We start from the raw sequence: 18,104 nt of genomic DNA on the forward strand, positions 1-18,104 counted from the left end.
CCATGGCATGCAACCGTTTTGCTGCCTCCGACGCGATGGCTGACCTCGACCTCGATTCGCTGCTTGCCCCCTTGCAGGACGACGCCCCGTGCGGCGCCGACCTGGAGTACGACGCTGCCTTCCTCGCGCTGGAAGCGGCGGGTGCGGGCAAACCCGAGCAGCAATTCGGCGACACCATCATCCCGGCCGAGGAACCCGACTGGCATGCCGTCCACGAACAGGCCCTGGCGCTGGCGAAGCGGACCCGCGACCTGCGCGTCGCCGTCTGGCTGGTGCGCGCCGGTGCCCGGCTGCAAGGACTGGGCGCCGCCATCGACGGCCTGGCCCTGATCCGCGGTCTGCTGGAACAACAGTGGGCGCATGTGCATCCGCAACTGGATGCCTCCGACCACGACGATCCCACGATGCGCCTGAACGCGCTGCAGCCCCTGACCAGCGTCATGGCCGGCATCGCCGACCTGCGCGCCGCCAGCCTGACCGGCCAGCGCGGTGGTCCCCGGGTCCGCGACGTGGAACTGGCGCTGGGCAACGCCGATCCGATGGGCGAGGAATCCGTGCCGTCGCCCGAAGGCCTGATGGCCGGGCTGTCGGCGCAGGCCGCGAACGATCCCGCCTTCGCCGCGCGACTGCATGACGCGCTGCCGACGGTGCAAGGCATTGTGGCGGCGATCGAAGCGCCGCTCGGCACCGGACAAGGTCCTGATTTCTCGCCGCTGCTGCGTCTGTTCAAGCCGCTTGCCGCGGCCGCCGGACAACTGCAGGGGCAGGGCGGCGGCGATGTCGCGGCCGCCTCGGACGATGCAGCCGGCGTGCCGGCCGCGGGCTTCGGCGGCGTGGCCGTCGGCGCGGTGTCCGCGCCCGGCACGATCGCCAGCCGCGACGACGCCGTCCGCGCCCTGCAGCGCGTCTGCGACTGGATCGAGCGCCACGAGCCCAGCAATCCCGCGCCGCTGCTGATCCGCCGCGCGCAGCGGCTGATGAGCAAGAGCTTCCTGGAAATCATGCGCGACCTCAATCCCGAGGGCGTGCACGAGATCGAGAAGCTCGCCGGCACGACCAGCGAGTAAGCGCCGGACACCGACACCGAATTCGACGCCGTTCTTCAACGTTCCGCCTTTCACCCGATCCCCGCTTCAAGGAGCACCCCATGGCCACCAGCAGCCAGAAGTTCATCGCCAGGAATCGCGCCCCGCGCGTGCAGATCGAGTACGACGTCGAGCTCTACGGCGCCGAGAAGAAGGTGCAGCTGCCCTTCGTGATGGGCGTGCTGTCGGACCTGTCGGGCAAGCCCACCGAGCCGCTGCCGCCGGTGTCGGACCGCAAGTTCCTGGACTTCGACGTCGACAACTTCGACGCCCGCATGAAGGCCATGAAGCCGCGCGTCTCGTTCGCCGTGCCCAACACGCTGACCGGCGAAGGCAACCTGATGGTCGACCTGACCTTCGAGTCGATGGACGACTTCTCCCCGGCCGCGGTCGCGCGCAAGGTCGACGGCCTCAAGCAGCTGCTCGAGGCGCGTCAGCAACTCGCCAACCTGATCACCTACATGGACGGCAAGGCCGGCGCCGAGCAGCTGATCGCCAAGGTCGTGAAGGACGAGGCGCTGCTCAAGTCGCTGGCCTCGGCCCAGAAGCCCGACGACGGCGCCGCGCAGTGAGCGCGCCGCTGACGCTTTCCAGAACCGATTCAAGAACCGACCCACGGATCCCACGGAGCACGCACCATGGCCGATGACACCCTCGCGCAACACGCGCCTTCATTGCAGGGCATCGAGTACGAAGGCGGCGAGTTCGCCTCGCTGCTGAACAAGGAATTCAAGCCCAAGACCGACGAGGCCAAGTCCGCTGTCGAGCAGGCGGTGCTGACGCTGGCGCAGCAGGCGCTGTCGCAGACCACGCTGATCGGCAGCGACGTCATCGTCTCGATCGAGGCCATGATCGCCGAGATCGACAAGAAGCTGTCGGAGCAGGTCAACGCGATCCTGCACCACGCCGAGTTCCAGCAGCTGGAGTCGGCCTGGCGCGGCCTGCACTACCTCGTCAACAACACCGAGACCGACGAGCAGCTCAAGATCCGCGTGATGAGCATCTCGAAGAACGACCTCGGCAAGACGCTCAAGCGCTACAAGGGCACGGCCTGGGACCAGAGCCCGATCTTCAAGCGCGTGTACGAGGAGGAATTCGGTCAGTTCGGCGGCGAGCCCTTCGGCTCCATCGTCGGCGACTACTACTTCGACCACAGCCCGCCGGACGTCGAGCTGCTGGGCGAGATCGCCAAGGTCGCGGCCGCCGCGCACTCGCCCTTCATCGCCGCGGTCAATCCGTCGCTGATGCAGATGGGCTCGTGGCAGGAACTCGCGAACCCGCGCGACCTGACCAAGATCTTCAGCACGCCCGAGTACGCCGCCTGGAAGTCGCTGCGCGAGTCCGACGACGCGCGCTACATCGGCTTGGCCATGCCGCGTTTCCTGGCGCGCCTGCCCTACGGCTCGAAGACGAACCCGGTCGAGGAGTTCAACTTCGAGGAAGAGACCGGCGGCGGCGAACACGCCAAGTACACGTGGGCCAACTCGGCCTACGCGATGGCGACCAACATCAACCGCTCGTTCAAGACCTACGGCTGGTGCACCCGCATCCGCGGCGTGGAAGCGGGCGGCGCGGTCGAGGGCCTGCCGGCCCACACCTTCCCGACCGACGAGGGCGGCGTGGCCATGAAGTGCCCGACGGAGATCGCGATCAGCGACCGCCGCGAGGCCGAGCTGGCCAAGAACGGCTTCATGCCGCTGGTGCACCGCAAGAACTCGGACTTCGCCGCGTTCATCGGCGCCCAGTCGCTGCAGAAGCCCGCCGAGTACGACGATCCGGACGCCACCGCCAACGCCAACCTGGCCGCGCGGCTGCCGTATCTGTTCGCCTGCAACCGTTTCGCCCATTACCTGAAGTGCATCGTGCGCGACAAGGTGGGCTCCTTCAAGGAGCGCGGCGACATGGAGAAGTGGCTGAACAAGTGGATCATGAACTACGTCGACGGCGATCCGGCGAACTCGTCGGAAACGACGAAGTCGCAGAAGCCGCTGGCCTCCGCGGAAGTGGTGGTCGAGGAGATCCCGGGCAACCCCGGCTACTACTCGTCGAAGTTCTTCCTGCGTCCGCATTACCAGCTCGAAGGCCTGACCGTGTCGCTGCGTCTGGTCTCGACGCTGCCGTCGCAGAAGGGCAAGTAAGCAGGGCGGTGACCGCCGCGCGGTCATCGCCGGCACAAGAATTTGAGAATCGCGCGCGATGACGCGCGACGTGTTGAAGGGAGCGCCTTGAAAGGCGCGGTCTGAACTTTCGAGGCACCCCGCCATCCGGACCTTCCAAGGTCCGAAATCCCTGGTCTCCGTCGCGGTCAGCGTCGAGGCGGAGACTGTTTTCACAGAGTTCATCTAGGAGAAACCGACCATGACGATCGACGCCAATCTGAAGTTCGCCGGAGTCGAAGGCGAATCCACCCACAAGGACCACAAGGGCGAGATCGACCTGCTGGCCTGGTCGTGGGACGTGCGTCAGGAAAGCACCGCCGCCGCCGGTACCGGTTCGGGCAAGGGCAAGGGCGTTCCTGGCCAGTTCGTGTTCGCGCACTACTACGACAAGGCGTCCCCGGTGCTGGCCAAGGCCTGCGCTTCGGGCAAGCACTTCGACCAGGCCGTCCTGACCTGCCGCAAGGCCGGCGAAGGCCAGCAGGACTTCCTGAAGGTCACCCTGAAGCAAGTCCTGGTGACCTCGGTCTCCCCGTCCGCTTCGGCCGGCGGCGAGATCAGCGAAAGCGTGTCGGTGTCCTACGCCGACATCGAGTTCGAGTACAAGGCTCAAGACGCCAAGGGCGGCCTGGGCGGCGCGGTCAAGTTCGGCTGGAACGTTGCCACGACCGAAACGCGTTGATGTGTTGACGGGTGCGGTGCCGGCTCGCGTCGGCGCGGCACCCTCGACGATCCCCGCGGCGCGGCAGGCTCCGGTCTGTCGCGCCGCGCTCGGACAACGAATGACGGTGAGCAAGGGCGGCGCGTGATGCCGTCCGGTGCCACCCGCTGGCGTCCGACGCCGTCATCCGTTGTCCATGCCGGAGCGAAAGATGAATCCGTTGACCAGCGGCGCGAGCAGCGCCGACATGTACCTGGACCTGTCGCTCAAGCGGGCGGGCAAGGTCAAGGGCGAGTCCACCTCGGCGGGCCACGCCAACGACATCGTCGTGCGCGGCTTCAGCTGGGGCGTGGGCGCCGCCGGCGATGCCGTGGCCGGTCAGCAGACCGGCCGCCGCAGCTACCGCCAGCTGACGATCACCAAGGGCCTCGACAGCGCGAGCACCGCGCTGATGAGCGCCGTCGCGACCAACGACGAGGTCAAGAGCGCCAAGCTCTACCTGCGCAAGGCCGGCGGCTCGCAGGAGGACTATTTCTGCCTGACGCTGGAGAAGGCGCGCGTCGCGTCCTACGACATCGACTGCGACGAGACCGGCGCGCCGGTGGAGCGCATCTCGATGAGCTTCCAGAAGGTCAACATCGAGTACCGCACCCAGAACGCCAAGGGCGCGATGGGCGGCACGCACACCTTCGACGACGACCTCACCTGAGTGTCTTGAGGAGTATGGAATGAGCGCAGTGCAGGAACTGCTGGCGGCGGGCCGCCCGACCGAGGCGCTGGCCGCGGCGCAGGCGGAAGTCCGTCAGCGTCCGCAGGACGCGAAGCTGCGCACGATGCTGTTCCAGCTGCTGGCGGTGACGGGCCAATGGGCGCGTGCGGCCGCGCAGCTGGAGGTCTGCGGCGAACTCGACGCGGGCACGCTGGCGATGGTCAACACCTACCGCGAAGCGCTGAAGTGCGAGCTGGTGCGCGAGGCCGTCTTCGAGGGCCGCACCACGCCGATGGTGATGGGCGAGCCGGCCGAGTGGGTCGCCAACCTGGTCCATTCGCTGAAGCTCGAGCATGACGGCGACGTCGCCGGCGCGCGGCAACTGCGTGCGCAGGCGCTGGACGCCGCGCCCGCGACGGCCGGCTCGATCGACGGCCAGGCCTTCGACTGGATCTGCGACGGCGATTCGCGCATCGGCCCGGTGCTGGAGGCGGTGATCAACGGCCGCTACTGCTGGGTCCCGTTCTCCGCGATCAAGGAGATCCACATCGAGCCGCCGACGGACCTGCGCGATCTCGTGTGGTCCGCGGCGCACCTGGAATTCCCCAACGGCGGCGGCTCCGTCGCGTTGATCCCGACGCGTTACCCGCGCAGCGTGGCCTTCGACGACGAGCGCGTCTGGATGGCGCGCCGCACCGAATGGCAGCCGCTGCCGGGCTCGCAGGACGACCAGTACGCCGGCGTCGGCCAGCGCGTGCTGATGACCGACCAGGGCGAGACCGGGCTGCTCGACGCGCGCCTCATCGAACTGCGCCAGCCATGACGGCCTCGCCGCGCGCGGCCAGCCGCGGCGTGCCGGCGCTCCGGATTCCCTCGACCCGCTCGACCCGCTCATGAGCCAGATCCACCGCGACCGCCTGCAGCCGGCCCTGCTGGACCGGCTGACCGACGACGATCCCTTCCACCGCGTGGAGGCGGAGGAGCGCCGCGTCATGACCAAGTCGCAGCTGCGCCAGGCGGTGCTGCGCGATCTGGGCTGGCTGTTCAACGCGATCCAGCCGATGGGTAAGGAATGCGATCCCTACGGCCACGTGGGCGACAGCGTGCTGAACTTCGGACTGCCGGCGCTGTCGGGGCAACTGGCCTCGCGCATCGACGTGCATCTGCTGGAGAAGCAGATCCGCCAGGCCATCCTGCGCTTCGAGCCGCGCATCCTGCCCGACACGCTGGAGGTCCGCGCGATCGAGACGCAGAGCGTGATGGACACGCACAACGTGATCGAGTTCGACATCCGCGGCCACCTGTGGGCGCAGCCGATTCCGCTGGAGATCCTGCTGCGCACGCAGATGGACCTCGAGGCCGGTCAGGTCGAAGTGCGCGAGGGCTGAGGACATGGATCCGCGCCTGCTGCGCCTGTACAACGACGAGCTCGCCCACCTGCGCGAGGTCGGCGCCGAATTCGCACGCGACTTTCCGAAGATCGCCGCCCGCCTCGGGCTGGAAGATGCCGAGGTCGCCGATCCCTATGTCGAGCGGCTGCTGGAGGGTTTCGCCTTCCTGTCCGCGCGCGTCCAGCTCAAGCTCGACGCCGAGCACCCGCGGCTGATCTCGCATCTGCTGGAATCGATCTACCCGAACTTCCTGGCGCCGATCCCGTCGATGATGATCGCGCGCCTGAGCGTCGATCCGACCGACCCCAACCTCTCCAAGGGCCATCCGGTGCCGCGCGGCAGCGTGCTGCAGTCCGGCATCCCGCGCGGGCAGGACACGCGCTGCGAATTCCGCACCGCCCATGACGTCACCTTGTGGCCGCTGACGCTGGACGACGTCCAGTACTTCACCCACGCGCCGGACCTGCCGGTGTCGCGTCTGCCGGATGCGGCGGGCAGCCGCGGCGGCGTGCGGCTCAGGCTCAAGACCGGTGGCGGCATCCCCGTGCGGCAGCTCGGACTCGACCGGCTCGCGTTGTATCTGAGCGCGCCGGACGAGGTCGCCTATCGCCTGCATGAACTGGCGCTGGGCGCGCCGCTGGGGACTTTCGTCACCGGCGACGGCATCGACGCGTCGACCGTGCCCCTGCAATGGCGGCCTGCGACGAGCATCCGTCCGCTGGGTTTCGCGCCCGACGAGGCGCTGCTGCCCGAGACCCACCGCAACTTCTCCGGCAGCCGGCTGATGCAGGAGCTCGCCGCGATGCCGCGGCGCTTCCTGTTCCTCGAGATCGATCAACTGGCCGACCGCCTCGCGCGCATCGACGGCACGTCCTTCGAGATCGTGCTGTTCTTCTCCCGCGGTGACGGGGCGCTGGAGGCGATGGTCGATGTCGACAGCGTCTCGCTGCACTGCACGCCGGCGATCAACCTGTTCCCGAAACGGCTGGACCGGATCCAGCTCGGCACGGGCAGCTGGGAATATCACGTCGTGCCGGACCGCACCCGGCCGATGGACTACGAGATCCACAGCCTGCAGTCGGTCATCGGCTACGGCGCCGGGGCGCTCGGCCAGCAGGGCTTCGAGCCGCTCTACGCGACGTATCACGAGGCGCCGCCCGATGCCCCCGGCTTCTACACCGCGCGGCGCGAGCCGCGGCTGATGTCCACGCGCCAGAAGGAGCAGGGGCCGCGCACCGGCTACATCGGCGACGAGGTCTTCATCTCCCTGGTCGATCCGCGCCATGCGCCGTATCGCGAGGACATCCGCCAGCTGTCGGTCTCGGCGCTGGTCACCAACCGCGACCTGCCGATGCTGCTGCCGCACAACGGTGCCGGCGTGTGGCGGCTCGATGCCGCCGGGCCCGTGCTCAAGGTCGATGCGGTGCATGGTCCGACGCGGCCGGTCAACCGCCAGCCGGCGGGCGAAGCGGGCTGGAGCCTGGTCGGCCTGCTGACGCAGCAGCAGTTGCCCTGGGCCGACGAGCCGCCCGCGCAGGCGGCCGCGACCCTGCGACGACTGCTGGCGTTGTACGGCCCACCGGGCGATCCCGGCTGGCTGCGTCAGGTCGAGGGCGTGCGTGCGGTCGAATCCAAACCCGTCGTGCGGCGGCTGCCGTTCAGTGGGCCGCTGAGCTACGGCACCGGCGCGGAGATCGCCCTGGAACTCGACGAACACGCCTTCCAGGGCCACAGCACCTTCCTCTTCGCCAGCGTGCTGGAACGCTACTTCACGCGCCACGCGGCGATCAACAGCTTCACGCAACTGAGCCTGCGCACGACGCAGCGCGGCCTCGTGAAGCGCTGGGCCCCGCGCATCGGCGGCGACGCCGAAGGTCGCGGCGACAGCGCGCGCGACGAGGAGCGCGGATGAACCTGCACGGCCCCGGCTCGACCTCTGGTGACGACGCCAACGAGGACGCCTCCGGCACGTCCGGTGGTGGTGCCGTCGCGCAGGCGTCCGATGCCGGCGCCGACGCAGGCGCCGCGCCGACGCCCGAGTCGCTGCTCGCGCGCCGGCCCGAGAAGCGCAATGAGCGCGAAGCCGCGCTGCGCGCACTCTTCGAGGACGTCGAGGCGACGCCCTGGGCGCATGATTTCTTCGCGCTGCTGCGGCGCATCGAGGGCCTGACGCCGGACGTGCCGCGGCTGGGACGCGGTCTGCGCCCCTCGCAGGAGGCGATCCGCCTGGGCCAGGAGCCCGAGCTGGACTTTGCGCCGGCGGCGCTGCAGAGCCTGACGCGCGGCCAGAACCCGGCGCCGCGCCTCGGCGTGCGCTTCTTCGGCCTGCTCGGCCCGCAAGGGCCGATGCCGCTGCACCTGACCGAGTACACCCGTGAACGGCTGCACCAGCGCGGCGATCCGACGCTGAGCCGCTTCCTCGACGTCTTCCATCACCGGCTGCTGCTGCACTTCTACCGCGCCTGGGCGCAGTCGCAACCGGCCGTGCAGCACGACCGGCCCGCGACCGACCGCTACGCGGCCTGGCTGGGCGCGGCGACCGGACTGGACGGCGCGCAGCGGCCCGGCGACTCGCTGCCGCAGACCGCGCGCCTGTTCCAGGCGGGCCTGCACGGCGGGCGCGCGCAGCATCCGGAAGGCCTTGCCAAGATCCTGTCGTCCCACTTCAAGGTGCCGGTGCGCATCGAGCAGCATGTGCCGCACTGGCTGCCCGTCGAGGACGGCGAGCGCACGCGGCTGGGCTTCGCGCGCCAGCGGCCCGAGCGCATCGGCAGGGAGCTGCCGCGTCTGGGCCGCAACACGTCCGCGGGCAACAAGGCCTGGGACCGGCAATACCGTTTCCGCGTCGTCCTGGGACCGCTGACGCTGCGCCAGTACGAGGGCTTCCTGCCCGACGGCGACGCGTGGCGGCCGCTGAACGACTGGATCCGGCAGTACGTCGGCCACAACCTGCAATGGGAGCTGCAGCCCGTGCTGCGCCGCGACGAGGTGCCCGCCGCGGCGCTCAGCGGCAACGCGCGCCTGGGCTTCACCTCCTGGACGGGCCGCTCGGGCGGCCGTCCGCATCGTCACGACCGGGGCGACCTGCACCTGCATCCGCAACAGCGGGTGAAGGGACGGGCCACGCCGCCGGCATCACAGGGAGCATCGTCATGACTGAAATCGCCCGCACCAGCCTCTTCGGCAAGCTCAATCCGCTGGCCTACAAGGCGATCGAAGGCGCCACCGTGTTCTGCAAGCTGCGGGGCAATCCGTACGTCGAGCTGCAGCACTGGCTCTACCAGATCCTCAACACGCCCGATTCCGACCTGCATCGCATCGTCAAGCACTACGGGCTGGACGCGGCGCAGCTGTCGTCGGACCTGATGGCCTCGCTGGACCGGCTGCCGCGCGGCGCGACCTCGGTGACCGACCTGTCGAGCTGGGTCGAGAACGCGGTCGAGCGCGGCTGGGTCTACGGCTCGCTGATGTTCGGCGACCAGCAGGTGCGCACCGGCCACCTGGTGCTGGGGCTGCTGAAGACGGCGTCGATGCGCAACGTGCTGCTGTCGGTGTCCAAGCAGTTCGAGAAGATCAACGTCGACGACCTGGGTGAGAAGTTCAACCAGATCCTCGAAGGCTCGCCCGAACGCGCGATGCGCGCGGCCGAGCCGGGCGCTGCCCCCGGTGACGCGAGCGGCGCGATCGCGCCCGCGGCGATGGGCAAGCAGGAAGCGCTCAAGCGCTACGCCGTCGACCTGACCGAGCGCGCGCGCAACGGCGAGATCGATCCGATCGCCGGCCGCGACGAGGAGATCCGCCAGATCGTCGACATCCTGATGCGTCGCCGCCAGAACAACCCGATCCTCACGGGCGAGGCGGGCGTCGGCAAGACGGCGGTGGTGGAAGGCTTCGCGCTGCGCCTGGCGCAGGGCGACGTGCCGCCGCAGCTCAAGGACGTATCGCTGTACATGCTCGACATCGGCCTGCTGCAGGCCGGCGCGAGCATGAAAGGCGAATTCGAGAACCGCTTGCGCCAGGTCATTGACGAGGTGCAGGCCTCGCCCAAGCCGATCATCCTGTTCATCGACGAGGCGCACACGCTGATCGGCGCGGGCGGCGCGGCGGGCACCGGCGACGCGGCCAACCTGCTCAAGCCGGCGCTGGCGCGCGGCAAGCTGCGCACGATCGCGGCGACGACTTGGGCCGAGTACAAGAAGCACATCGAGAAGGATCCCGCGCTGACGCGGCGCTTCCAGGTTGTGCAGGTGCCCGAGCCCGATGAACACAAGGCCGTGCTGATGCTGCGCGGCGTGGCGTCGATCCTGGAGAAGCACCACCGTGTGGCGCTGCTCGACGAGGGCATCGAAGCCGCGGTGCGCCTGAGCCATCGCTACATCCCGGCGCGACAGCTGCCGGACAAGGCGGTGAGCCTGCTCGACACGGCCTGCGCGCGCGTGGCGGTGAGCCAGCATGCGACGCCGGCGGAACTCGAGGACTGCCTGCGCCGCATCCAGGCGCTGGAGATCGAGCGCGAGATCATCGGTCGCGAGGGTGCGATCGGCATGGACGTCGCGGAGCGCAAGCAGCGCGTGGCGACGCAGCTCGACGAGGCGCAGACGCGCAAGGCGGAGCTGGAAGCGCGTCACCTGAAGGAAAAGGGCATGGTCGACCGCGTGCTGGAACTGCACGCACTGCTGCGCAAGGATGGCGAGGGCGCGCCGGCAGAGGCCGAGCGCGAGACGCTGCTGACCGAACTGCACGGCCTGCGTTCGGAGCTGACGACCTTGCAAGGCGATGCGCCGCTGATCCTGCCGCAGGTCGACGAACAGGCCGTGGCCGCGGTGGTGCAGGACTGGACCGGCATCCCGGTGGGCCGCATGGTGCGCAACGAGGTGCAGGCGGTGCTGCAACTGGCGGACACGCTGAACCAGCGCGTCGTCGGTCAGCGCCATGCGCTGGAGATGATCGCCAAGCGCATCGAGGTCTCGCGCGCCGGGCTGGACAACCCGAGCAAGCCGATCGGCGTGTTCCTGCTGGCGGGCACCTCGGGCGTGGGCAAGACGGAGACGGCGCTCGCGCTGGCCGAGGCGCTCTACGGCGGCGAGCAGAACGTCATCACCATCAACATGAGCGAGTTCCAGGAGGCCCACACGGTCTCCACGCTCAAGGGCTCGCCCCCGGGCTACGTCGGTTACGGCGAAGGCGGCGTGCTGACCGAGGCGGTGCGTCGCCGCCCCTACAGCATCGTGCTGCTGGACGAGGTCGAGAAGGCTCACCCGGACGTGCACGAGCTCTTCTTCCAGGTCTTCGACAAGGGCCGCATGGAAGACGGCGAGGGTCGCCACATCGACTTCAAGAACACGATCATCCTGCTGACCAGCAACGCGGGCAGCGACCTGATCATGAAGCTGTGCGCGGACCCGGAGCTGATGCCGGAACCGGACGGCATCGCCAAGGCGCTGCGCGAGCCGCTGCTGAAGGTGTTCCCGGCGGCGCTGCTGGGCCGCCTGGTGACGATCCCGTACTACCCGCTGAGCGAGGAGATGCTGGGCCAGATCGTGCGCCTGCAACTGGGCCGCATCCAGAAGCGCGTGGGCGAGAACCTCGGCGTGCCGCTGACCTTCGGCGACGACGTGGTCAAGCTGATCATCAGCCGCTGCAACGAGGTGGAGAGCGGTGGCCGCGTGGTCGATGCGATCCTCACGAACACCGTGCTGCCGCGCATCAGCCGCGAGTACCTCACCCGCGTCACCAACGGCCAGGCGATCACGAAGGTCGAGCTGGCGGTGAAGGACGGGGACTTCGCGTACGCGTTCGACTGAGTACGACGGGGAGGTCCTTGCCCGGTGACGCTGGCGAAGTAGCGACCAGCTGCCGGGCAGTGGAATTCGACTTTTCAAGCGGCATGCCCACGATTCGTGAACTATGTCCCATGAACAAGTGTCGAACTCCTTTACAGCTTGTCACTGAAGCAAGGGGCATGGTCAGCGTAAGTCATTGACGTGACTGGGAAATTGAAGCCTGGCACGGACGCTGCGTTGGGATGGTTGGTCCAACCTCATTCCAACGACGACACCATGACCCTCCGCTCCCTCTTCACGACCGCCCGCCTGTCCCTGGGCGCCGTTGCACTGGCCTGCGCCGCGCTGCCGATGACCGCTTCGGCGGACGTGGTGTTCCAGTCGTTCCCCAGCCTGACCGGCAACACGCCCGCGTCGCCGTGGTGCTCGGGCTGCGGCGGCACCTACCGCGTCTTCGACCAGTTCACGCTGGGTTCGGCCAGCGACATCACCGGCTTCAGCGTCAACATCTACAACTCGGCGCCGTACTGGAACAACGGCATGACGTTCTCGGTGTGGAGCATCGGCGGCGACGGCCTGCCGGGCGCGCAGCTGTTCAGCCAGACGCTCGTCGCCGGCGACTTCACGACGACGGACCTCGGCGGCCTCCAGGGCACGGCCACCACCGACGATCTGCTCAACCTGACTCTGGCGGCCGGCACCTACTACGCCAGTTTCTACAACACCGACCTGGGCGTGTGGGGCTACAGCCATGTGGGCGGTCAGCTGTACCAGCAGGGCGCGGGCCTGCGCAGCGGCGAGAGCGTTGCGTTCGCGCTGGAAGGCAACGCCGTGCCGGAACCCGCGTCGCTGGCGCTGGCTGGCCTCGCGCTGGCGGCGGTCGGTGTCGTGCGTCGCCGCAAGTCGGCCTGATCGCTGAAGTCATCGTCGGACGAATCCGTCCGACCACCCCGCCATCCGGCGGCGGTTCGAACGCCCGCACTCGCGGGCGTTTTCACGTCCGGCGCGGATTGACGCAGCACGGTGCCGTAGGACGTGGGAAGGCTGGGAGCCGAAGCGGCGACAGGAACTCAGCGCGCGTCGCGCATCGACAGCGTGCCATCTTCGCTGGCGGGATCTCCATCGATCACCCGACGGTCGATCTGTCCGTCGCAGCTCTTGGCGCTGCACTGTTGGTTCACCAGCCGCAGCGGCTTCGACGCCGACGGCTCACCGCGCTCGATGACCGGCAGCACGACCTGACCCTGGGTCGCGGTGGCCTGCAACGAATCGCACCCGGCCCAGTAGCCCACGAAGCGATGCGCCGTTCCCGCGGGCTTGCCGCCGTTGAACGGCACCAGCACCACGCTGGTCCAGCGCTGGTACACGCCGCTCTTGCCGATGCCGGTATGCGCGAACTCCATGCACGTGCCCCAGCGCTGGCCGCCGGACGTCACGCGGTAGGCGTCCGTCGACGTCCAGTCGATGTCCGGAAGCGGCTCACCGCCCATGGCCTTGTGCTCGACGAGGACGAGTTGCCTGCCGCCTGGCGCCTTGGCGAAGCCGCCCTTGTCGCGGTCGAGGCGCAGCTCGCCGACGTCGACGAAGCAGCCTTGCGGTCCGCACCAGCCTTCGGTCTTGATCGGTTCCAGCGCTGCCGGCGTCGCCGTGCCGCGCAGCAGGTCGCGCAGCTCGGTCGCATTCCTGGCCACGGCGTCGGCGTGCGCCGCGCAGGCGACGAAGAGCGAGCCGGCGAGGGCGGTCGCGGCAACCTGCAGCGATCGAGGCAGCGCACGGCGCAGGGAACAGCGCAGGGGGTGGCTCATCGAAGCGCGGAGCGGACGGGGCAGGCGGGGCATCAGTCGTACACCTTGTTGTTGGTGGCCTTCACGAAGTCGTCGTTGTACTTCCAGAAGATGGTCCCGCCGTACGCGGCGGTGGACTCGTACTTGTAATCCCATTTGCCGCGCAGCTTGGTCTTGGCGCCCGCCGCGCTGCGCCACCATTCTTCACCGGGGACGTCCTTGTCCTTGATGCCGTAGATGTTGTGCTTCGGGTCGGTGATGTGGATGCCGGCCTTGACCTTGGGGTGCTTGTCGTAGTTCGACTTGATGTCGGCGCCGTCCCAGAAGTAGCCGCCGTTGGCGTAGTCCGTGCCGGTGGCGCTCAGCGCGTTGCGCGCACCGCGCACGGCGTCGCTCATGCCGGTGTCGGCGGCGATCTCTTCGGCCGTGGCCTTCTTGAGCTTGTTGTGCCGCTGGTTGCCGTCATGCGCGGCGAACGCGAAGGTCTTGTCCGTCTTGATGAACGCGCTGATCGACGCGAAGCCGCGCGCCTTCTGCTGACGCACCAGCACGTTGGCGATGGCGGCCATCTCCTCGTAGACGTTGCCGGTCGATCCCTCGCCGTAGGCGACGGCGGCCAGCGCGCGGGTGTCGTCGTCGATGGCGGGCGCCTTCTCGGCGCGCGGCGCGGCGCCGACCGGCGACACCAGCGGGGATGCGGCGCGGATCATCGTGCCGTCGTCGATCTCGAATGTGTTGGCCCCGGCGCCCAATGGTCCGGGAATGCGTGCAGCAGGCATCGGCGCTTCTTCAGAATGCGGATGAACCGGAAGGTACCGGGCGGGCCGGGCGCGCCGAAGTGACTTTGGCCTCTGCACAGGCGGGAATTCGCAACGGGATGTTTCGAGCGGGGCAAGTCCTGCCCCCTGGTTCCGAGGCGGAGGAGGAAGCGCCCGGCGGCGTCGCGGGCGATCGTCGCCCGAAGTGACCTTCGCCTCTTACTTGCGCGATAGGCGCCCCCTACCGTGCGGACCAGAACGATTCAGCAAGATCCATGGCCTCACCTTTCCGCCTCAAGACCGCCTTGCCTGAAGAGACTCTGCGCGTGCACACCTGTGTGTCGCGGGAGGCTCTGAGCGACGCTGGAGACACCACGCTGACGCTGTTGAGCGAACGCAAGGACATCCAGGCCTCGGAGCTGCTGGGCAAGCCCGCGACGCTGACGATCGCGCTGCGCGACGATGCGCCGCGCTACCTCAGCGGCTACGTGACGCGCTTCGCGCAGCGCGGTTTCGAGGGCAAGCACTGCGTCTACGAGATGCAGCTCAAGCCCTGGCTGTGGCTGCTGTCGCGGACCTCGGACTGCCGCATCTTCCAGGAGCTGTCGGTCCCCGACATCGTCAAGCAGGTGTTCGAGGATCACCCGGTCGCGCGCTACGAGTTCAAGCTGCTGCGCCCGTACCGGACCTGGAACTACTGCGTCCAGTACCGCGAGACCGACTTCAACTTCGTCGCGCGGCTGCTCGAGCACGAAGGCATCTACTGGTACGTCGAGCACGACGAGGGCGGCCACAAGGTCGTGCTGTGCGACTCGGCCAGCGGGCACGATGCCAGGCCCGGCTGCGAGTCGCTGCCGTTCTACGGCTCGGGCGCGCAGGCCACGCCGCAGCTGGAGTACGTGCAGAACTGGAGCAGCGCCGAGTGCGTGAAGCCGGGCAAGGTCGTGATCACCGACTACGACTTCCAGCGGCCGTCGACGTCGCTGGAGACCAACCAGAGCGTGGCGCGCAACTACGACCTGTCCGACGGCGAGATCTTCGACTACCCGGGCGGCTACATCCAGACGGGCGACGGGTCGCAGTACGTGGAGGACCGGCTCGACGAGCTGCAGACGCAGTTCCAGACCTACGACGGCACGACCAACGCGCAGGGTGTCCAGACGGGGCACCTGTTGTCGCTGACCCGCCATCCGCGCGAGAGCGAGAACGCACAGTACCTGATCACGGGCACGCAGATCAGCCTGAGCCAGGCGGCCAACGAGGCGGGCTCGGGCGAGACGGGGCTGCGCTGCAGCTTCAACTGCATCCCGGCGGCGCAGCAGTACCGGCCGCCGCGGCGCACCCCGAAGCCGCTGGTGGCGGGGCCGCAGACGGCCATCGTCAGCGGTCCGGCGGGCGAGGAGATCCACACCGACAAGTACGGCCGGGTGAAGGTGCAGTTCCACTGGGACCGGCGCGGCAGGAGCGACGAGCGCAGCTCGTGCTGGGTGAGCGTGGCGCATCCGTGGGCGGGCTCGAACTTCGGCGGCATCCACATCCCGCGCATCGGGCAGGAAGTGATCATCGGGTTCATCGAAGGCGACCCGGACGCGCCCATCATCATGGGGCGGACCTACAACGGCGAGAACCTGCCGCCGTGGGACTTGCCGGCCAACGCAACGCAGAGCGGCTTCCTGACGCGCTCGACCAAGGGTGGCAGCTACGGCAACGCCAACGCGATCCGCTTCGAGGACAAGCACGGCGACGAGCAGTTGTGGATCCACGCGGAGAAGAACCAGGACATCGAGGTCGAGAACGACGAGACGCACTGGGTCGGACGGGATCGGACGAAGACGATCGATCGGCATGAGACGGTGTTCGTGAAGGGCAACCGCACGGAGACGGTTGACCTGGACGAGACGATCACGGTGCACAAGAACCGCACCGAGCGCGTCGACCTCGACGAGAAGATCTCCATCGGGATGAACCGCACGGAAGACGTCGGCATCAACGAGACCATCTCGATCGGCGCCAATCAGGAGATCGCCATCGGCGGCATGAAGACCGAGACGATCACGCTGGCCTCGATGCAGAACGTCGGTCTCGGACGGATGGACAACGTCGGCCTGGGCTACAACCTGAACGTCGGCGGACTGATGGCCACCGTGGTCGGTCTCAACCAGACCACCGCCGTGGGGCATTCGATCAACATCACCGCCGGCGATCGCCTGAGCATCACCGTCGGCGCGAGCAGCCTGCTCATGACCAAGGACGGGCGGATCGAGATCAGCGGCAAGGAAGTGATCATCCGCGGCGACAAGAAAGTGGAAGTGCACGGCGATGACGTCGACACCAACCCGGTCGGTTGAGGACCTGCGCGGCGCCGACCTGCCGCGACTGATCCTGCGCGACCTGACCGGGCGGTCGCATCTGCAGTTCGACGCGCTGGATCCGGCGCTGCGCCTGATCCACACGGTGGTGCTGAAGGAGCGCTACCGGCTCGGCGAGCCGGACGAGGCCGGCGTGGCGCCGCTGCTGCTCGACGAGGCGCCCGCGCCGCTCAACGACGAGGACCTGCCGCACGACGGCAACCCCGCGCTCACGATCCGCGAGGAGAGCGACCTCGCGCCGTACAAGCCGATGTGCGACGTGCTCGTCGTGGGATCGGCGCATGCACCCGAGGCGACGCCGGTGTCCTCCTTCGTCGCGCGACTGCGTGTGTTCGAGCCGAAGGCCCCGGCCACCGGCGCGACATCGGCATCGACCGCGACGTCGGCTTCGCCCGAACCGGTGTCCGCGCGCGAGGCCTTCAACGTGCTGATCGACAAGCAGGTGCGCGTGCACGGGCCGCGCTGGTGGATGCGACGTTCCGCCGACGGTGACGGTCGCGACGGTCGCGACGGCCGTGCTTCAGGGCCGGATGACTGGATGCTCAGCGCCGCCGAACCGATCGAGCGTTGCGCGCTCCGTTATGAAAACGGCTTCGGCGGCCAAAGCCGCATCGACGTCGGCAGCCCGGTGGCCAGCGAGGTGCCCGCGCGCCATCACCTGCGTCCCGATCAGTTGGCGGCTCATCCGGATGCGTCGGCGGACCTGCCGCAACGTCCGCTCGCGCACGAGGCCAGCCGGTTCAATCCGGCGGGGCGGGGATTCACGCGCGAATGGTTCCTGCAGGCGACGAAGCTCGACCGTCTGCCGGCGCATCAGATCGAGCTCGCGCATCAGCCGGTCACCGTCGACGACTTCTGGCATGTCGCCGCCGGACGCGAGTCGCTGGAGACCGTGGGCCTCGGCCCGATCGAGCGCGGCTGGGCGCCGCGCGTCGGCTGGATCGGTCGCGAGGCGCCGGATCCGGCGCACGTCGCCGCGGGCCTGGCGCTGAACCCCGACTTCGATTTCCGCTACTGGAACTGCGCGCCCGCGGATCAGCAATGCCGGCCGCTGCGCGGCGGCGAGCGCGTCGTGCTGGACAACCTCTGGCCGCGGTCGCACCCGGCAGCGAGGCCCGTCCAGGGCGGCCATCGGATGACGATGTTCGAGTTGCCGGATCGCGGCTTCGTCCTCATGGGCATCGATGCGGAGGGCGACGTGCGCTGCTTCGACCCCGTGATCGACACCGTGCTGATCGATAGCGACGACGGCGTCGTCGACATCTGTTGGCGCTGGAGCGTCAGCGCGCAACATGGGCTGGAAGAGGCCCGCCTGATCGAGGCGACGACGCCCGGACAACGCGAGCGGCTCGCCGAGCTGCGCGCCGTGTTGGCGCAGCCGGCCATGTAGCCGCCTGCGTCGGCGCAG

General features: G+C 68.6%; 15 protein-coding genes. 13 read left to right on the forward strand and 2 right to left on the reverse strand.

Annotated elements, in window-relative coordinates:
- Window positions 1–35: 35 nt before the first annotated feature.
- The 11 genes from tssA to AC1VNM_RS06525 all read left to right on the forward strand — a co-directional run bounded on the left by tssA (window position 36) and on the right by AC1VNM_RS06525 (window position 12,697).
- Window positions 36–1,067, forward strand: coding sequence for a type VI secretion system protein TssA (gene tssA / locus AC1VNM_RS06475; RefSeq protein ID WP_483106275.1), 1,032 nt, complete (start codon window positions 36–38; stop codon window positions 1,065–1,067).
- Window positions 1,068–1,147: 80 nt separating this feature from the next.
- Window positions 1,148–1,657, forward strand: a complete 510-nt coding sequence (tssB, locus tag AC1VNM_RS06480) for a type VI secretion system contractile sheath small subunit (protein WP_377155241.1) — start codon at window positions 1,148–1,150, stop codon at window positions 1,655–1,657.
- Window positions 1,658–1,723: 66 nt separating this feature from the next.
- A complete protein-coding gene (gene tssC / locus AC1VNM_RS06485; protein ID WP_377155240.1) occupies window positions 1,724–3,223 on the forward strand; it encodes a type VI secretion system contractile sheath large subunit in 1,500 nt (499 codons plus the stop codon).
- A gap of 220 nt (window positions 3,224–3,443) precedes the next feature.
- Window positions 3,444–3,923 (forward strand): Hcp family type VI secretion system effector, encoded by a 480-nt coding sequence (locus tag AC1VNM_RS06490; RefSeq protein WP_377155239.1) that lies wholly within the window; start codon window positions 3,444–3,446, stop codon window positions 3,921–3,923.
- Between the two features lie 190 nt (window positions 3,924–4,113).
- On the forward strand, window positions 4,114–4,611 hold the full coding sequence (locus AC1VNM_RS06495) for an Hcp family type VI secretion system effector (RefSeq protein ID WP_377155238.1): 498 nt from the start codon (window positions 4,114–4,116) through the stop codon (window positions 4,609–4,611).
- Window positions 4,612–4,630: 19 nt separating this feature from the next.
- Window positions 4,631–5,434, forward strand: a complete 804-nt coding sequence (locus AC1VNM_RS06500) for a type VI secretion system accessory protein TagJ (RefSeq protein WP_483106276.1) — start codon at window positions 4,631–4,633, stop codon at window positions 5,432–5,434.
- A 70-nt stretch (window positions 5,435–5,504) separates the two neighbouring features.
- Window positions 5,505–5,999: a type VI secretion system baseplate subunit TssE gene (tssE, locus tag AC1VNM_RS06505; RefSeq protein WP_088404496.1), complete on the forward strand. Its 495-nt coding sequence runs from the start codon at window positions 5,505–5,507 to the stop codon at window positions 5,997–5,999.
- A gap of 4 nt (window positions 6,000–6,003) precedes the next feature.
- Window positions 6,004–7,914 carry a type VI secretion system baseplate subunit TssF gene (tssF, locus tag AC1VNM_RS06510; protein ID WP_483106277.1) on the forward strand — a complete coding sequence of 637 codons (1,911 nt, stop codon included), beginning with the start codon at window positions 6,004–6,006 and terminating at the stop codon, window positions 7,912–7,914.
- Window positions 7,911–9,158: a type VI secretion system baseplate subunit TssG gene (gene tssG / locus AC1VNM_RS06515; RefSeq protein WP_483106278.1), complete on the forward strand. Its 1,248-nt coding sequence runs from the start codon at window positions 7,911–7,913 to the stop codon at window positions 9,156–9,158. Before tssF ends, tssG begins: the two co-directional genes overlap by 4 nt.
- The gene (gene tssH, locus AC1VNM_RS06520) at window positions 9,155–11,806 is read left to right on the forward strand and encodes a type VI secretion system ATPase TssH (protein ID WP_483106279.1); all 2,652 of its coding nucleotides are present in this window, start codon (window positions 9,155–9,157) and stop codon (window positions 11,804–11,806) included. The genes tssG and tssH overlap by 4 nt, the downstream gene beginning before the upstream one ends.
- A 255-nt stretch (window positions 11,807–12,061) precedes the next feature.
- On the forward strand, window positions 12,062–12,697 hold the full coding sequence (locus AC1VNM_RS06525) for a PEP-CTERM sorting domain-containing protein (protein ID WP_377155233.1): 636 nt from the start codon (window positions 12,062–12,064) through the stop codon (window positions 12,695–12,697).
- Window positions 12,698–12,855: 158 nt separating this feature from the next.
- On the opposite strand, the gene AC1VNM_RS06530 is transcribed toward AC1VNM_RS06525, so the two are convergent.
- Window positions 12,856–13,590 (reverse strand): hypothetical protein, encoded by a 735-nt coding sequence (locus tag AC1VNM_RS06530; protein ID WP_483106280.1) that lies wholly within the window; start codon window positions 13,588–13,590, stop codon window positions 12,856–12,858.
- Between the two features lie 32 nt (window positions 13,591–13,622).
- Window positions 13,623–14,348 carry a hypothetical protein gene (locus tag AC1VNM_RS06535; RefSeq protein ID WP_483106281.1) on the reverse strand — a complete coding sequence of 242 codons (726 nt, stop codon included), beginning with the start codon at window positions 14,346–14,348 and terminating at the stop codon, window positions 13,623–13,625.
- A 254-nt stretch (window positions 14,349–14,602) separates the two neighbouring features.
- Between AC1VNM_RS06535 and AC1VNM_RS06540 the strand changes: the two genes are divergently transcribed.
- Together AC1VNM_RS06540 and AC1VNM_RS06545 are read left to right on the forward strand one after the other, a co-directional pair.
- On the forward strand, window positions 14,603–16,675 hold the full coding sequence (locus AC1VNM_RS06540) for a type VI secretion system Vgr family protein (RefSeq protein WP_483106282.1): 2,073 nt from the start codon (window positions 14,603–14,605) through the stop codon (window positions 16,673–16,675).
- Window positions 16,647–18,086, forward strand: a complete 1,440-nt coding sequence (locus AC1VNM_RS06545; protein WP_483106283.1) for a DUF2169 family type VI secretion system accessory protein — start codon at window positions 16,647–16,649, stop codon at window positions 18,084–18,086. Before AC1VNM_RS06540 ends, AC1VNM_RS06545 begins: the two co-directional genes overlap by 29 nt.
- Window positions 18,087–18,104 lie beyond the last annotated feature (18 nt).

The organism is Mitsuaria sp. MSU3D (assembly GCF_056867975.1).

Excerpts from the sequence above, each read along its gene's own strand:
- AC1VNM_RS06500 (WP_483106276.1), top strand. The coding sequence starts at position 4,631 with ATGAGCGCAGTGCAGGAACTGCTGGCGGCGGGCCGCCCGACCGAGGCG.
- tssE (WP_088404496.1), top strand. The coding sequence starts at position 5,505 with ATGAGCCAGATCCACCGCGACCGCCTGCAGCCGGCCCTGCTGGACCGG.
- AC1VNM_RS06545 (WP_483106283.1), top strand. The coding sequence starts at position 16,647 with ATGACGTCGACACCAACCCGGTCGGTTGAGGACCTGCGCGGCGCCGAC.
- tssF (WP_483106277.1), top strand. The coding sequence starts at position 6,004 with ATGGATCCGCGCCTGCTGCGCCTGTACAACGACGAGCTCGCCCACCTG.
- AC1VNM_RS06490 (WP_377155239.1), top strand. The coding sequence starts at position 3,444 with ATGACGATCGACGCCAATCTGAAGTTCGCCGGAGTCGAAGGCGAATCC.
- tssH (WP_483106279.1), top strand. The coding sequence starts at position 9,155 with ATGACTGAAATCGCCCGCACCAGCCTCTTCGGCAAGCTCAATCCGCTG.
- AC1VNM_RS06495 (WP_377155238.1), top strand. The coding sequence starts at position 4,114 with ATGAATCCGTTGACCAGCGGCGCGAGCAGCGCCGACATGTACCTGGAC.
- tssA (WP_483106275.1), top strand. The coding sequence starts at position 36 with ATGGCTGACCTCGACCTCGATTCGCTGCTTGCCCCCTTGCAGGACGAC.
- tssC (WP_377155240.1), top strand. The coding sequence starts at position 1,724 with ATGGCCGATGACACCCTCGCGCAACACGCGCCTTCATTGCAGGGCATC.
- AC1VNM_RS06530 (WP_483106280.1), bottom strand. The coding sequence starts at position 13,590 with ATGAGCCACCCCCTGCGCTGTTCCCTGCGCCGTGCGCTGCCTCGATCG.
- tssG (WP_483106278.1), top strand. The coding sequence starts at position 7,911 with ATGAACCTGCACGGCCCCGGCTCGACCTCTGGTGACGACGCCAACGAG.
- AC1VNM_RS06525 (WP_377155233.1), top strand. The coding sequence starts at position 12,062 with ATGACCCTCCGCTCCCTCTTCACGACCGCCCGCCTGTCCCTGGGCGCC.
- tssB (WP_377155241.1), top strand. The coding sequence starts at position 1,148 with ATGGCCACCAGCAGCCAGAAGTTCATCGCCAGGAATCGCGCCCCGCGC.
- AC1VNM_RS06540 (WP_483106282.1), top strand. The coding sequence starts at position 14,603 with ATGGCCTCACCTTTCCGCCTCAAGACCGCCTTGCCTGAAGAGACTCTG.
- AC1VNM_RS06535 (WP_483106281.1), bottom strand. The coding sequence starts at position 14,348 with ATGCCTGCTGCACGCATTCCCGGACCATTGGGCGCCGGGGCCAACACA.